Origin of the sequence: Streptomyces caniferus (assembly GCF_009811555.1) — a bacterium.
Taxonomy (GTDB): domain Bacteria; phylum Actinomycetota; class Actinomycetes; order Streptomycetales; family Streptomycetaceae; genus Streptomyces; species Streptomyces caniferus.
Genome location: NZ_BLIN01000005.1, coordinates 2,317,944 through 2,331,965 on the forward strand (window position 1 = coordinate 2,317,944; position 14,022 = coordinate 2,331,965).

Below are 14,022 nucleotides of genomic sequence, written 5' to 3' on the forward strand. Positions count from 1 at the left end.
CGACGCCGCGCTCGGACGATGACGCTGCGTGTCCGGGAGGACGGCAGCGCCACCGGGGACACCGGGGCGGAACCCGCTAGGACCCCGGCGGCACGCTCGTGCCGTTCGGCTTCCCGTGCGCGGAAGGGTTCGTTCCGTTCGGCTTCCCCTCGGTCGAGGCGCCCGGTCCGTTCTGCTGCTCCCGGGCCGAGGCGCCCGGGCCGGCCGGCCTTCCCCGGGTCGAGGTGCCCGGGTGCGGCGAGGTGCCGGTGTGCGGTGAGGCGCTCTTCCCGGGCTGCTTGCCCTTGTCGGCGTCCAGCACCATCTTCTTCAGGTCCGCGGGGGTGAACCGGCCGCCCTTCTCCTTGGCGAGGTCCTTGCCGTTGAGCAGGACGGTCGGGGTGCCGCGGTATCCGGACGTGGCGAAGGCGTCGGTCGACTTCTGCACGAAGCGGTCGTACCTGCCGTCGTTGACGCAGGTGGTGAAGGCGGGGGTCACCAGCCCCTTGACCTTGCCGGCCAGTTGGAGGAGGTACTGCTTGTCGGCGAACTTGTCCTGCGTCTCGGGCGGCTGGTGGGAGTAGAGGACGTCGTGGTACGCGCGGAACTTCCCCGCGTCCTGGGCGCACAGGGCGGCGTTGGCGGCGTTGAGCGATCCCTTGCCGCCGGCGTTCCCGTCGATGATCGTCACGAGGTGGTACTCGCTCCTGAGCCGGCCGGAGTCCTCCAGCTCATGGACGACCGGACGGAAGGCGGTCTCGAACTGCTGGCAGGCGGGGCAGCGGAAGTCCTCCCACACGGTGAGTGTGGAGGGGGCGTTCGGCGCACCGACGGGAATGGCGGGTCTGCTGCCGCCGCTGGCCTGTTTCGGGCGGGCGGTTTCGTTGTCGGAGCTGCTCTTGCCGCCGCCGGACGAGGTCGCCCAGATGGCGATGCCGCCGGCGACCGCCAGCACCGCCAGCACCGATCCGGCGGCCACGGCCTGCCGGCGGCGCCGGGCGCGCGTCCGCTCCTTTTCCCGCTGTTCCTGCATCCGCTCGCGGGCGGTTCTCTTACCCTCATGGTTCTTCTGGCTCACGCCCCTGGACAACGAAGCGGAGGGGTGCCGTCGCACCCCTCCGCACCGATGTTCGCCCTATCGAGGGACAGCCGCCGGGCCCGACTGCCCGGGGCCCGGCCGCACGGATCCGCTCAGGTCCGCTTGCGCACGCCCTCGGCCAGCTCGGCCGCCAGGCCGCGGATCCCGTCGAGACCGTCCGCCAGATCGCCGTCGGCCGCCAGCATCCGCTTGACGAACGCCGAGCCGACGATCACACCGTCCGCGAACTGCGCCACCTCGGCGGCCTGTTCGGGGTTGGAGACGCCGAGGCCGACGCAGACCGGCAGGCCGGTGGTCGCCTTGGTGCGCCGTACGAGGTCCTGCGCCTGCGCGCCCACCGACTCGCGGGTGCCCGTGACACCCATCAGCGAAGCGGCGTAGACGAAGCCGGAGCCGGCCGCCGTGATCTCGGCGAGCCGTGCGTCCTTGCTGCTGGGGGCGACGACGAAGACGGTGGCGAGGCCGTGCTTGTCGGCGTGCTCCCGCCAGGTCGCGGACTCCTGGACCGGCAGGTCGGGCAGGATGCAGCCGGCGCCGCCCGCCTCGGCCAGCTCGGCGGTGAACCGCTCGATGCCGTAGCGGTCGATCGGGTTCCAGTACGTCATGACGAGGACGGGCTTGCCGGTGGCCTCGTGGGCCTCGCGGACCGTCCGCATCACGTCCGCGATCTTCACTCCGCCGCGCAGGGCGATGTCGTCGGCGGTCTGGATGACGGGGCCGTCCAGGACCGGGTCGCTGTGCGGCAGCCCGATCTCCACGACGTCCGCGCCGCCCTCGAAGACGGCCTTGGCCGCCTCGATGCCGCCGTCGACGGTCGGGAACCCGGCCGGCAGGTAGGCGATCAGGGCCGACCGGCCCTCGGCCTTCGCGGCGGCGAGGGTGTCGCCCAACAGCTTGATGTTCCCGCTCACTTGACGTCCCCCTCGATCTCCGCGTCGGCGGTGGCGGTGTCCGCCTCGACGGCGGCGTCCGTGTCGTACAGGTCGAAGTACCGGGCGGCGGTGTCCATGTCCTTGTCGCCGCGCCCGGACAGGTTGACGACGATCAGTCCGTCCGGGCCGAGCTCCCTGCCGAGGTCCAGTGCCCCGGCCAGGGCGTGCGCGCTCTCGATGGCCGGGATGATGCCCTCGGTCTGCGAGAGCAGGCGCAGCGCCTGCATCGCGGCGTCGTCGGTGACGGCACGGTACTCACCGCGGCCGTTGTCCTTGAGGTAGGCGTGCTCGGGCCCGATGCCCGGGTAGTCGAGACCGGCCGAGATGGAGTACGGCTCGGTGATCTGGCCCTCCTCGTCCTGGAGGACATAGCTCCTGGACCCGTGCAGGATGCCCGGCTCGCCGGCGCTCAGCGTGGCGGCGTGCTCTCCGGTCTCGATGCCGTGGCCCGCGGGCTCGCAGCCGATGAGCCGTACGCCGGCGTCCGGGATGAACGCGTGGAAGAGGCCGATGGCGTTGGAGCCGCCGCCGACACAGGCGACGGCCGCGTCGGGCAGACGGCCCGCGCGCTCCAGGATCTGGCGGCGGGCCTCCACGCCGATGACGCGGTGGAAGTCGCGCACCATCGCGGGGAACGGGTGCGGTCCGGCGACGGTGCCGAAGAGGTAGTGGGTGCGGTCGACGTTGGCCACCCAGTCGCGGAAGGCCTCGTTGATGGCGTCCTTGAGGGTGCGGCTGCCGGACTTCACGGCGATGACCTCGGCGCCGAGCATCCGCATCCGGGCGACGTTGAGCGCCTGCCGCTGGGTGTCGATCTCGCCCATGTAGATGGTGCATTCGAGGCCGAACAGCGCGCAGGCGGTGGCGGTGGCCACGCCGTGCTGGCCGGCGCCGGTCTCGGCGATGACCCGGGTCTTGCCCATCCGCTTGGTGAGCAGCGCCTGGCCCAGCACGTTGTTGATCTTGTGTGAGCCGGTGTGGTTGAGGTCCTCGCGCTTGAGGAACACCCGGGCCCCGCCGGCGTGTTCGGCGAAGCGCGACACCTCGGTGAGCGCGCTGGGGCGCCCGGTGTAGTTGACCATCAGGTCGTTGAGCTCGGCGGCGAACGCGGGGTCCGCCTTGGCCTTCTCGTACTCGACGGCGACCTCGTCGACCGCGGCGACCAGCGCCTCGGGGATGAACTTGCCGCCGAAGGCACCGAAATAGCCTTCGGCGCTGGGCACGCGCCCCTCGGGGTCGGGAAGGAAGAAATCGGAGGACATCAGACGCACTCCTAGGCCGGGGCGGCTGCCCCGGAAGTCCGGTTGTGTCGGAGACATGCGGGATCGGGCAACACGGTATGGGGCGCGCGGTGCGGGTGCCGCCACCACGGAAACGGCAGGAACCGGTTCCGCGGACGGTCGGGTGCGGACCGGCGGTCGTCGGGAAGGACGCCGCCGGCCGGCGGTCAGCGGACCGCCGTGGCCCGAAGCGGCCCGGCGCCGGAACGGGGCCGACGCGTCAGCGCGCGGACCCCGGTCGCCATCGCCTGCCGTTGATCTGTCCCGGCTCGGATCCGATGTGGTACCTGACCCTGCGTCCGTGGACCCGTCGCGCGGGCGCCCGGCAGCCTCGGTGCCACGGGGGCAGCGCACAGCGCTGCGGGGCGGGGCTGCGGTGGGCGGCGCAGACGCCGCGGACCGGCGCCGGGCCCACGTGGGTGGCCGCCGCCGCGGTACGCACACCGGCCGGGCCCGGGTACGGAACCCGGACCTGGCAGCGGCTGTCTGCGGCGGTGGCGCTCATGTCGGTGTGTGCCGTCCCCGGGCGCTCAGGACCGGCCGTGCCGGATCGCCGGGTGGGAGCCCGCTGCGACCAGGTCGGCGACCGCGGTCCTGGGGTCCTTGCCGGTCACCAGCGACTCGCCGACCAGCACCGCGTCCGCGCCGTCGTTGGCGTACGCGATCAGGTCGTGCGGGCCGCGCACCCCGGACTCGGCGATCTTGACGATGTGGTCGGGGATCTCGGGGGCGACCCGGGCGAAGTTCCCGCGGTCGACCTCCAGGGTCTTCAGGTTGCGGGCGTTGACGCCGATGATCTTGGCGCCGGCGTCCACCGCGCGGGCGACCTCTTCCTCGTCGTGCACCTCGACCAGCGGCGTCAGCCCGATCGACTCGGCGCGCTCGATCAGCGAGACCAGCGCCTCCTGCTCCAGCGCGGAGACGATCAGCAGCGCGAGGTCGGCGCCGTAGGCACGGGCCTCCCACAGCTGGTAGGCGGTGACGATGAAGTCCTTGCGCAGGACGGGGATGTCGACCTTGGCGCGGACGGCCTCCAGGTCGGCCAGCGAACCGCCGAACCGGCGCTGTTCGGTCAGCACGGAGATGACCGCCGCGCCGCCCGCCTCGTAGTCGGCGGCCAGGCCGGCCGGGTCGGCGATCGCGGCGAGCGCGCCCTTGGAGGGGCTGGAGCGCTTGACCTCGCAGATCACCGTGACGCTCTCGCCCTTCAGCGCCGCGACGCCGTCCTTGGCGGGGCGCGCCTTCTGGGCCCGCTCCTTGAGCTCGTCGAGGCCGACGCGCGCCTGCCGCTCTGCGAGGTCGGCGCGGACGCCGTCGATGATCTCGTCGAGCACACTCACGCGAGCGGCCTCCTTCTTGAGCGGTGGAGGTGGACAGTGGCCTGGGGGACGAACCGTCCCGTCCGGCACTCCGATGGTATCCGCCAGGGGAGGCAGGTCTCACATCCGGTGGACTCCGGTCCCACGACCTGGACATCTCGGGGTCGCGTGGTGGGATGCGCGGCGGCGGCGCACGGCCGGCGGGTCACGGTGCCAGCCCGCTGCCGAAGGGGAGGTTGCGGACGAGCGTGAAGACCAGCAGCAGACCGCCCAGGGCCCACCAGTGGGCCGCTCGCGGCCGCGGACCCGCCGTGGGGCGTCCGCGCACCGCCCGGCCCAGCCAGCGGGCCCAGAGGACCGCACAGGCGGCGTATCCGGCCACCGCGAGGGCGTTGGCGCCGAGCGCCGCGACGAGATCGCCGTGGGCGACGGCATGGGCGCTGCGCAGGCCGCCGCAGGCCGGGCAGAGGAGACCGGTGAGGTGCAGCAGCGGGCACACCGGGTAGTGGCCGGGCTCGTTCGGGTCCACGGCGCCGAGCCAGGCGAAGGCGGCGGTGGCGGCGGCCAGGACGCCCAGGGGTGCCGCGAGACGGCGGGGCAGGCCGCCGTGGAGTCGGGCTTCGGGCCGGTGCCGTGCCGCGGGTTCGCTCACGTGCCGATTGTGCGGCCGTACGCGCAAAGGCGCAGCTTCTCGGCCGCCGTACGGAATGGGGCACGGACGGCGGGTACGGCACCACGGGTGCGTACGGGCCGGGAAGCGGCGCCTTCGAGGGGTGCCACGAGGGTGGCGCCGGGCCGCGGCGCCACACGAGCGGGAGCTCAGCCCTCCTGCGGCTGCGCCTGCGCCTGGGGACGCGGCTTGGCCGAGCGCTTGGGCTCCTGGCCCAGGCCCGCCGCACGCATCAGACCGCCGACCACGGCACCGAGGCCGATCAGCACGATGCCGGCCCAGAAGCCGGGCACGTTCGCCAGCACGATGAAGGCTCCGGAGACGCAGAAGCCGATGAACGAGATGATGACGCCGGTCCAGGCGGCGGGGGTGTGTCCGTGGCCACTGCTCGACATGAATGCTCCTCGTTGCTCTCTCGCGCCGGGGTCGGGGCGCGGTGATCCTCAGCGCCCATTGTCACCGATGCCGGGCGGGGCCTTTTTACCGGGTGGGGTCCTCACCACGGTCCAGGGACTTCCAGATCTCCTCCGGGCGGTCCAGATCGGGCGCGGCCGGAGCGCGCCGCGGGCCGCGGGCGCCGCCGGGCGTGCGCTCGTACCGGCCCGACATGGCGGGCCAGTGGCGCCCCTGGGCGAGCGCCAGCAGCCCGGCGAGCAGCAGCAGCAGACCGCCGGCGGCGGCCACCCACGGCCATCCGGTGTGCGTGACGTGATGCACATCGGCTCCGGTCAGACCGACCGCGGTGGCGGCCTTCTCCCGCAGCGCCGAGGTGTCGGAGTTGCCCAGCACCGCGGCGACGACGATGCCCACGCCGCTGAGCGCGAGCAGACCGGCGACCGCGATCCGGCCGGCCCGGCGCACCGCGAAGACGGCGACCAGCGCGGCCAGGCCGACGACGGCCAGCGCGCCGGGCACACCGGTCACATCGGCACCGGTCACGCTGCGCGGCAGCTCGCCCTGGGCCAGCACCGCGGTGCCCTCGGCCCAGGTACGGCCGGAGGCCAGCAGCGCCAGGGCGGCGCCGACCGCGCCGGCCGGCAGCGCCAGGGCGAGACTGCGCTTCGCGCGGGACGCGGGCCGGGCCTGCGGGGGCCCGGGCGCGGCCGAGGACTCGGTCTCGGCAGGGGTCTGGGGTACGGCACTCACGCGTACCACTATCGCGCACCGGCCGGCGGCGACCGGCGCGCGGGGTACCGGCCGGCTACCGGCCCAGGTGGCTGGCGGTGTTCACGGCGCGCAGCACCGCGGCCGCCTTGTTGGGCACTCGGGGCACCCCGCGACGGGGTGAACCGGGGCAGGAGCCGTTGGTGGTCCCGCCCGGTGGACCACCCTCGGCGCACTACGTCCCCAGGTGATTGGCCGTGTTCACCGCCCGCAGCACCGCGGCCGCCTTGTTGCGGCACTCGGTGTCCTCGGCCGCCGGGTCGGAGTCGGCGACCACGCCGGCGCCCGCCTGGACGTAGGCGGTGCCGTCCCGCAGCAGGGCCGTGCGGATCGCGATGGCGGTGTCGGAGTCGCCGGCGAAGTCGAGATAGCCGACACAGCCGCCGTACAGGCCGCGCCGGGTCGGCTCCAGCTCCTCGATGATCTGCAGGGCGCGGGGCTTGGGGGCGCCGGAGAGCGTGCCCGCGGGGAAGCAGGCGGTGAGCACGTCGAAGGCGCTGCGGCCCTCGGCCACCCGGCCGGTGACCGTCGAGACGATGTGCATCACATGGCTGTAGCGCTCGACGGACATGAAGTCGACGACCTCAACGCTGCCCGGCTCGCACACCCGGCCCAGGTCGTTGCGGCCCAGGTCGACCAGCATCAGGTGCTCGGCGCGCTCCTTGGGATCGGCCATCAGCTCGTCGGCGAGGGCCTGGTCCTCCTGGACCGTCGCGCCGCGCGGGCGGGTGCCGGCGATGGGGTGGACCATGGCCCGGCCGTCCTCGACCTTCACCAGCGCCTCGGGGCTGGAGCCGACGACGTCGAAGGCCGGCCGCGCACCGTCCTCGGAGCCCTCGAAGCGGAAGAGGTACATGTACGGGCTGGGGTTGGTGGCCCGCAGCACCCGGTAGACGTCCAACGCGCTGGCCGTGCAGGGGGTTTCGAAGCGCTGGGAGGGCACGACCTGGAAGGCCTCGCCGGCCCGGATGCGCTCCTTGATGTCCTCGACGGCCTCCTGGAAGGAGGGGCCGCCCCACTCGGCGGTGTACGGCGGGACCTCGGACGGCGGCAGCGCGGCCGCACTGGCGGGCGCGGGACGGGAGAGGTCGTCGGCCATGGCGTCCAGGCGGGCCACCGCGTCCGCGTAGGCCTCGTCGATCCCGGTGTCGAGGTCGTTGTGGTTGATCGCGTTGGCGATCAGCAGGACCGTGCCGTTCCAGTGGTCGAGGACGGCGAGGTCGGAGGTGAGCAGCATGGTCAGCTCGGGCAGTCCGAGGTCGTCCTCGGTCTGCTCGCCGACCTTCTCCAGACGGCGCACGATGTCGTAGCCCAGGTAGCCGACCATGCCACCGGTGAACGGCGGCAGTCCCTCGCCCTCGATGAGGTCGCGGGGGGTGTGCAGCGCCTCGACGGTGGTGCGCAGCGCTTCGAGCGGGTCGCCGCCGGTGGGCATGCCGACGGGCGGGGTGCCGAGCCAGTGCGCCTGTCCGTCGCGGGTGGTGAGGGTGGCGGCGCTGCGGACGCCGATGAAGGAGTAGCGCGACCACGTACGGCCGTTCTCGGCGGACTCCAGGAGGAAGGTGCCGGGGCGTTCGGCGGCGAGTTTGCGGTAGAGCCCGACCGGTGTGTCGCCGTCCGCGAGCAGGCGCCGGGTGACGGGGATGACCCGCCGGTCCTTGGCGAGGGTGCGGAAGCTGTCGAGGTCCGGAGTGGCGGTGCCGGTGGTTCCCGTGGTCATGGCAGCGGAGCCTACTGGTCCCGGCCGGGCCCGGTGGCCAGTACATCCGCATCGAAGCAGGTGCGGTCGCCGGTGTGGCAGGCGGCACCGACCTGGTCGACCCGGACCAGGACGGTGTCCGCGTCGCAGTCCAGCGCCACCGACTTGACGTGCTGGACGTGGCCGGAGGTGTCGCCCTTGACCCAGTACTCCTGGCGGCTGCGGGACCAGTACGTGCAGCGGCCGGTGGTGAGGGTGCGGCGCAGCGCCTCGTCGTCCATCCAGCCGAGCATCAGCACCTCGCCGGTGTCGTACTGCTGGGCGATGGCGGGGACCAGGCCGTCGGCGCCGCGCTTGAGGCGGGCGGCGATGGCGGGGTCCAGGGCGGGGGTGGTGTCCGGGGTGGAGGCGCGGCTGCTCATGGTGTCCATTGTGCCGTGCGGCATCCTGCAGATATGCATCATCAGCAGCCGCCCGTGCCACCACCGCCGCCGGACCCGGACCGCGCCGCGCGAGTGGCGGCGCGGGTGCTGGGAGCGGTGTTCCTGGCGGCGGTGGTGGTCGGCGTGGTCGTCGCGGTGGTGGTCTTCCACTCGTGAGACGGCGGCGGGGCCGGCCCCCACGGGGCCTTCGGGGACTCCGGGGTCACACCCCCAGCTTCGCCGCCCGCAGCCGCTCGATGGCCTCCTTGTCGCCGTCCAGCTCCACCTCGGCGACGTCCTGCCGGCCGAAGGCGAAAAGCGTCAGCTCGCCCGGCTCGCCGACGACCGTGACCACGGGCGTGCCGCGGTGGGCCACCGCCGTGCGCCCGTCCGGGCGCCGCAGCACCAGGCCCACCGGCGACTTGCGGCCCAGCACCCGGGCCATCCGCTCGATCCTGGACCACAGGACGTCCGCGAAGACGGGGTCCAGCTCCCGCGGACTCCAGTCCGGCCGGGCCCGCCGTACGTCCTCGGCGTGCACATAGAACTCGACGGTGTTGGACGCCTCGTCGATCTGCTTCAGGGCGAACGGCGACATCCGCGGCGGCCCGGTCCTGATCAGCCGGATCAGCTCCTCGTACGGCCGGCCGGCGAACTCCGCCTGCACCCGCTCCAGCCGTGCGGCCAGCGGCTTGACGAGGATTCCGCCGGCCGCGTCGGCGCGCCGCTCGCGCACCACCACATGTGCGGCCAGATCCCGCGCGCTCCAGTTCTCGCACAGCGTCGGCGCCTCGGGGCCGGCGCTCTCCAACAGGTCGGCGAGGAGGAGCCGTTCACGCTTCGCATGGGTCGACATGCGGCCAGCCTACGACCGGCCACCGCCGCCTGCCACGGGGCCGCGCCCGGCACCGTCCGGACTCCCCCGCCCGGCGGGGCCGTCCCCGCTTAAGGACCCGCCCGCCTCCGGGTGGTCCAGCAGGATGCGCTCCAGCTCCCGGGCGGCGCGCGGCGGGGAGACGTCGCCGCGGTGGGCGACGGACACCACGCGGTGCATACCGGGCGTCGAGAAGCGGGTGACGCGCAGGCCGGAGCGTGCGGCGACCATGCTGGGGACCACGGCGACGCCCAGCCCGGCCCGGACGAAGCCGAGGACCGCGTCCATCTCGCCGCCCTCGACGGTGAAGGTGGGCTCGAAGCCGGCCGCCCGGCACGCCGCGGTGGTGAATTCCCGCAGGTCGTAGCCGCGGCGGAACATGGCCAGCGGGCGGCCCCGCAGGTCCTCGACCCGGATGCGGGCGCGCCGGCCGACGGGGGCCGGGCGGTCGGGTGCGGAGACCACGACGAGTTCCTCGCGCAGCAGGTCGGAGGTGGTCAGGGCGGGGGCCTGGACCGGGAGCGGGGTGATGACCAGGGCCAGGTCCAGCGCGCCGTCGGCCAGCGCCCGGACGAGGTCCTGCGAGCCGTCCTCGGTCACGAGCAGCTCCACGCCCGGATAGGCGGCGTGGAAGGCCCTCAGGACGTCGGGGACGAGGCTGGCGCACAGGCTGGGCGGGGCGCCGAGGCGCAGCCGCCCGCGGCGCAGCCGGGCGACCTCCTGGACCTCGCGGCGGGCGGTCTCGGCATCGGCGAGGATGCGCCGGGCGAACGGCAGCAGCGTCTCGCCGGCGTCGGTGAGGGTGATGTGGCCGCGGGCACGGTGGAACAGCTCCGCACCCAACTCCCGCTCCAGCGAACGGATCTGCTGGGAGAGCGAGGGCTGGGCGACGTGTTCGCGCTCGGCGGCGCGGGTGAAGTGCCGGGTGTCGGCCACGGCGGCGAAGTAGCGGAGCTGCTGCAGCTGCATACCAGGAATGGTAGGCGGTGATAGGCATCGCCTATGGAGATGAGCCGGACCATGTCTTGGACTGATGACGGGGCCGGTCCCTACCGTCGGGACCCATGGCACTGGACACACGGACGGACCGACGGCCGTCCTTCGCGGGCCTCCTGTGGCGCTCGACCGTCGGCAAGAAGACCGCGATGGCCGTCAGCGGCCTCGTGATGCTGCTGTATCTGGTCGTCCATATGCTCGGCAACCTCAAGATCTTCTTCGGGGCGGCGGACTTCGACGGGTACGCCGCCTGGCTGCGCACCATCGGCGAGCCGTTCCTGCACCACGAGTGGTTCCTGTGGATCGCGCGGGTGGTGCTGGTCGCCGCGGTCGTGGTGCACGCGGTGGCCGCCTACCAGCTCAGCCGCCGGGACCTCGCCGCCCGGCCGACCGGTTACGCCCGCCCGTCGCCCGGCCACCGCCCCGGGCCGGGGCGCCCGGCGCCGCGCCTCCTGCGGCGCCGGCGCGCGAGCTATGCCGCCCGGACGATGCGCTGGGGCGGGGTCATCCTCGGTCTCTTCCTCGTCTGGCACCTGCTGGACCTGACGACGCTGACGGTGAATCCGCGCGCCGAGGCCGGCCACCCGTACGCGAACGTGGTGGCGTCCTTCTCCACCTGGTACGGCAACACCGTCTACGTCGTGGCGATGCTCGCCCTGGGCCTGCACGTCCGGCACGGCTTCTGGAGCGCCGCGCAGACGCTGGGCGCCAACCGGCCCGGCCGCGACCGGATGCTCAAGGCCCTCGCGAACGCGCTCGCCGCCGTCCTGACCGCGGGCTTCCTCGCCGTCCCCGTCTCCGTGATGACCGGAGTAGTGAGCTGACATGACTTCGACCGCCGATCCGACCCCGACCGCCGGTACGACGCCGTACGGCGGTTACGCCGACTACACGACCGGTGCGCCCGTCGCCGACGCGGCGGCCCCCGGCGGGCCGGTCGCCGAGCGCTGGGACCGCCGCCGCTTCGAGGCGAAGCTCGTCAACCCGGCCAACCGCCGCAAGCACACCGTCATCGTCGTCGGCACCGGACTCGCGGGCGGCGCGGCCGGTGCCACACTCGCCGAACAGGGCTACCACGTCGAGCAGTTCTGCTATCAGGACTCCCCGCGCCGGGCGCACTCCATCGCCGCCCAGGGCGGGATCAACGCCGCGAAGAACTACCGCAACGACGGCGACTCCGTCCACCGGCTCTTCTACGACACCGTCAAGGGCGGCGACTTCCGGGCCCGGGAGTCCAATGTGCACCGGCTCGCGCAGATCTCCGTCGAGATCATCGACCAGTGCGTGGCCCAGGGCGTGCCGTTCGCCCGCGAGTACGGCGGGCTGCTCGACACCCGCTCCTTCGGCGGGGTCCAGGTCTCCCGCACGTTCTACGCCCGCGGCCAGACGGGGCAGCAACTGCTGCTCGGCGCCTATCAGGCGCTCTCCCGGCAGATCGCGGCCGGCACGGTCCGCCTGCACGCCCGCACCGAGATGCTCGACCTGATCGTCGTCGACGGCCGGGCCCGCGGCATCGTCGCCCGCGATCTGGTCACCGGCCGCATCGACAGCCACTTCGCGGACGCGGTGGTCCTGGCGTCCGGCGGCTACGGCAACGTCTTCTACCTGTCGACGAACGCCATGAACTCCAACGCCACCGCGATCTGGCGGGCGCACCGCAGGGGCGCGTACTTCGCCAACCCCTGCTTCACCCAGATCCACCCCACCTGCATCCCGCGCACCGGCGAGCACCAGTCCAAGCTCACGCTGATGAGCGAGTCGCTGCGCAACGACGGCCGTATCTGGGTCCCGAAGGCCAAGGGCGACGTCCGCCCGCCCGGCCGCATCCCCGAGGAGGAGCGCGACTACTACCTGGAGCGCCTCTACCCCTCCTTCGGCAATCTCGTCCCCCGCGACATCGCCTCCCGCGCCGCCAAGAACGTCTGCGACGAGGGCCGCGGCGTCGGGCCGGGCGGCCAGGGCGTGTACCTCGACTTCGCCGACGCCCTCGCCCGGATGGGCAGGGCCGCGGTCGAGCAGAAGTACGGCAACCTCTTCGACATGTACGCCCGGATCACCGCAGAGGACCCGTACGAGGTGCCGATGCGGATCTATCCCGCCGTGCACTACACGATGGGCGGCCTGTGGGTCGACTACGACCTGCAGACCACCGTCCCGGGCCTGTTCGCCATCGGGGAGGCCAACTTCTCCGACCACGGCGCCAACCGCCTCGGCGCCTCCGCCCTGATGCAGGGCCTCGCCGACGGCTACTTCGTCCTCCCGTCGACCATCAACGACTACCTTGCCCGCCATCCGCTCGCCGACGACGTGGACGCCGGCCACCCGGCGGCGGCCGCGGCCATCGAGGAGACCACGGCGCGCCTGGCGCGGCTGCTGGCCGTCGACGGCGACCGCACCCCCGACTCCTTCCACCGCGAGATCGGCGCCCTGATGTGGGAGTACTGCGGGATGGCGCGCACGGACGAGGGGCTGCGCAAGGCCCTCGACCGGATCCCGCAGATCCGCGACGAGTTCTGGCGCCGCATCAAGGTGCCCGGCACCGGCGTGGGGGCACCCCCCGCGAAGCGAGGGGGAGAGTTCAACCAGTCCCTGGAGAAGGCCAACCGCATCGTCGACTACCTGGAGCTCGCCGAGCTGATGTGCCTCGACGCCCTGCACCGCGCCGAGTCCTGCGGCGGCCACTTCCGCGTGGAGTCGCAGACCCCGGACGGCGAGGCCGCCCGCCGGGACGACGCGTTCTCCTACGCGGCCGCCTGGGAGTTCACCGGCACCGGCGCGGCCCCCGCCCTGCACAAGGAAGACCTGGTCTTCGAGTACGTCCACCCCACCCAGCGGAGCTACGCATGAACCTCACCCTGCGCATCTGGCGCCAGCGGAACGCCGACGCCCCCGGTGCCCTGTCCACCTACCGGGTGGAGGACGTCTCGCAGGACATGTCGTTCCTGGAGATGCTCGACACCCTCAACGAGGAACTCCTGCTGGCCGGCGACGATCCGGTCGCCTTCGACCACGACTGCCGTGAGGGCATCTGCGGCGCCTGCTCGCTCGTCATCAACGGCGAGGCGCACGGCCCCGAGCCCACCACCACCTGCCAGTTGCACATGCGGTCCTTCCGGGACGGCGACACCATCGACATCGAACCCTGGCGCGCCGCCGCCTTCCCGGTCGTCAAGGACCTGGTCGTCGACCGCTCCGCCTTCGACCGCATCATCCGCTCCGGCGGCTACATCACCGCCCCGACCGGCGCCGCCCCCGAGGCACACGCCACCGCCGTGCCCAAACCGGCCGCCGACACCGCCTTCGAGCACGCCGAGTGCATCGGCTGCGGCGCCTGCGTGGCGGCCTGCCCCAACGGCTCGGCGATGCTCTTCACGGCCGCCAAGGTCGTCCACCTCAACTCCCTTCCCCAGGGCGCCCCGGAGCGGGAGAGCCGCGTCCTGGACATGGTGGAGCAGATGGACGCCGAGGGCTTCGGCGGCTGCACCAACACCGGGGCGTGCGCGACCGCCTGCCCCAAGGGGATTCCCCTCTTCAGCATCGCCACGATGAACCGTGAGTTCGTCCGGGCCGCGCGCAAGGGGCGCTGAG

General features: G+C 73.1%; 16 protein-coding genes. 4 read left to right on the plus strand and 12 right to left on the minus strand.

Annotation, left to right across the window (positions count from 1 at the left end; all coding sequences use genetic code 11):
* Positions 1-76: 76 nt before the first annotated feature.
* From Scani_RS26760 to hisI, 10 genes are all read right to left on the minus strand, one after another.
* Positions 77-1,057, minus strand: a complete 981-nt coding sequence (locus tag Scani_RS26760; RefSeq protein WP_159480378.1) for a DsbA family protein — start codon at positions 1,055-1,057, stop codon at positions 77-79.
* A gap of 113 nt (positions 1,058-1,170) precedes the next feature.
* Positions 1,171-1,989, minus strand: coding sequence for a tryptophan synthase subunit alpha (gene trpA / locus Scani_RS26765; RefSeq protein ID WP_159480379.1), 819 nt, complete (start codon positions 1,987-1,989; stop codon positions 1,171-1,173).
* Complete coding sequence (trpB, locus tag Scani_RS26770; RefSeq protein WP_159480380.1) at positions 1,986-3,272, minus strand: tryptophan synthase subunit beta; 1,287 nt, start codon at positions 3,270-3,272, stop codon at positions 1,986-1,988. The genes trpA and trpB overlap by 4 nt, the downstream gene beginning before the upstream one ends.
* Before the next feature lie 238 nt (positions 3,273-3,510).
* Entirely contained in the window at positions 3,511-3,639 is a 129-nt protein-coding gene (trpM, locus tag Scani_RS42225; protein WP_371872436.1) for a tryptophan biosynthesis modulator TrpM, read from the minus strand.
* Positions 3,640-3,820: 181 nt separating this feature from the next.
* Positions 3,821-4,630: an indole-3-glycerol phosphate synthase TrpC gene (gene trpC, locus Scani_RS26780; RefSeq protein WP_152105231.1), complete on the minus strand. Its 810-nt coding sequence runs from the start codon at positions 4,628-4,630 to the stop codon at positions 3,821-3,823.
* Between the two features lie 184 nt (positions 4,631-4,814).
* The gene (locus Scani_RS26785; protein ID WP_159480381.1) at positions 4,815-5,261 is read right to left on the minus strand and encodes a DUF2752 domain-containing protein; all 447 of its coding nucleotides are present in this window, start codon (positions 5,259-5,261) and stop codon (positions 4,815-4,817) included.
* 167 nt (positions 5,262-5,428) lie between these two features.
* Positions 5,429-5,674 (minus strand): HGxxPAAW family protein, encoded by a 246-nt coding sequence (locus Scani_RS26790; protein WP_086716840.1) that lies wholly within the window; start codon positions 5,672-5,674, stop codon positions 5,429-5,431.
* Between the two features lie 85 nt (positions 5,675-5,759).
* On the minus strand, positions 5,760-6,425 hold the full coding sequence (locus Scani_RS26795; protein ID WP_159480382.1) for a TIGR02234 family membrane protein: 666 nt from the start codon (positions 6,423-6,425) through the stop codon (positions 5,760-5,762).
* A gap of 193 nt (positions 6,426-6,618) precedes the next feature.
* Positions 6,619-8,163, minus strand: coding sequence for an anthranilate synthase component I (locus Scani_RS26800; RefSeq protein ID WP_159480383.1), 1,545 nt, complete (start codon positions 8,161-8,163; stop codon positions 6,619-6,621).
* Between the two features lie 11 nt (positions 8,164-8,174).
* Positions 8,175-8,564 (minus strand): phosphoribosyl-AMP cyclohydrolase, encoded by a 390-nt coding sequence (hisI, locus tag Scani_RS26805; protein ID WP_159480384.1) that lies wholly within the window; start codon positions 8,562-8,564, stop codon positions 8,175-8,177.
* A gap of 33 nt (positions 8,565-8,597) precedes the next feature.
* On the opposite strand from hisI, the gene Scani_RS26810 reads away from it, so the two are divergent.
* Positions 8,598-8,741 carry a hypothetical protein gene (locus tag Scani_RS26810; protein ID WP_159480385.1) on the plus strand — a complete coding sequence of 48 codons (144 nt, stop codon included), beginning with the start codon at positions 8,598-8,600 and terminating at the stop codon, positions 8,739-8,741.
* A 46-nt stretch (positions 8,742-8,787) separates the two neighbouring features.
* Here the strand turns inward: Scani_RS26810 and Scani_RS26815 are convergent, their stop codons facing one another.
* Entirely contained in the window at positions 8,788-9,420 is a 633-nt protein-coding gene (locus Scani_RS26815) for a TIGR03085 family metal-binding protein (protein ID WP_159480386.1), read from the minus strand.
* A 9-nt stretch (positions 9,421-9,429) separates the two neighbouring features.
* Positions 9,430-10,407 (minus strand): LysR family transcriptional regulator, encoded by a 978-nt coding sequence (locus Scani_RS26820; RefSeq protein WP_246296174.1) that lies wholly within the window; start codon positions 10,405-10,407, stop codon positions 9,430-9,432.
* A gap of 95 nt (positions 10,408-10,502) precedes the next feature.
* Here Scani_RS26820 and Scani_RS26825 point away from each other — a divergent pair, with 95 nt between their 5' ends.
* Genes Scani_RS26825 through Scani_RS26835 form a run of 3 tightly spaced genes read left to right on the plus strand, consistent with a single transcriptional unit; the run spans position 10,503 to position 14,021 of the window.
* The gene (locus tag Scani_RS26825; RefSeq protein ID WP_159480387.1) at positions 10,503-11,258 is read left to right on the plus strand and encodes a succinate dehydrogenase cytochrome b subunit; all 756 of its coding nucleotides are present in this window, start codon (positions 10,503-10,505) and stop codon (positions 11,256-11,258) included.
* Position 11,259: 1 nt separating this feature from the next.
* Positions 11,260-13,281 (plus strand): fumarate reductase/succinate dehydrogenase flavoprotein subunit, encoded by a 2,022-nt coding sequence (locus Scani_RS26830; RefSeq protein WP_159480388.1) that lies wholly within the window; start codon positions 11,260-11,262, stop codon positions 13,279-13,281.
* Entirely contained in the window at positions 13,278-14,021 is a 744-nt protein-coding gene (locus Scani_RS26835) for a succinate dehydrogenase/fumarate reductase iron-sulfur subunit (RefSeq protein WP_159480389.1), read from the plus strand. The genes Scani_RS26830 and Scani_RS26835 overlap by 4 nt, the downstream gene beginning before the upstream one ends.
* Position 14,022 lies beyond the last annotated feature (1 nt).

Bases quoted from the DNA above. Each gene is read 5' to 3' on its own strand.
- Scani_RS26825 (WP_159480387.1), top strand. From the start codon at position 10,503: ATGGCACTGGACACACGGACGGACCGACGGCCGTCCTTCGCGGGCCTC.
- hisI (WP_159480384.1), bottom strand. From the start codon at position 8,564: ATGAGCAGCCGCGCCTCCACCCCGGACACCACCCCCGCCCTGGACCCC.
- Scani_RS26820 (WP_246296174.1), bottom strand. From the start codon at position 10,407: ATGCAGCTGCAGCAGCTCCGCTACTTCGCCGCCGTGGCCGACACCCGG.
- Scani_RS26830 (WP_159480388.1), top strand. From the start codon at position 11,260: ATGACTTCGACCGCCGATCCGACCCCGACCGCCGGTACGACGCCGTAC.
- Scani_RS26815 (WP_159480386.1), bottom strand. From the start codon at position 9,420: ATGTCGACCCATGCGAAGCGTGAACGGCTCCTCCTCGCCGACCTGTTG.
- Scani_RS26800 (WP_159480383.1), bottom strand. From the start codon at position 8,163: ATGACCACGGGAACCACCGGCACCGCCACTCCGGACCTCGACAGCTTC.
- Scani_RS26810 (WP_159480385.1), top strand. From the start codon at position 8,598: ATGCATCATCAGCAGCCGCCCGTGCCACCACCGCCGCCGGACCCGGAC.
- Scani_RS26790 (WP_086716840.1), bottom strand. From the start codon at position 5,674: ATGTCGAGCAGTGGCCACGGACACACCCCCGCCGCCTGGACCGGCGTC.
- Scani_RS26835 (WP_159480389.1), top strand. From the start codon at position 13,278: ATGAACCTCACCCTGCGCATCTGGCGCCAGCGGAACGCCGACGCCCCC.
- trpB (WP_159480380.1), bottom strand. From the start codon at position 3,272: ATGTCCTCCGATTTCTTCCTTCCCGACCCCGAGGGGCGCGTGCCCAGC.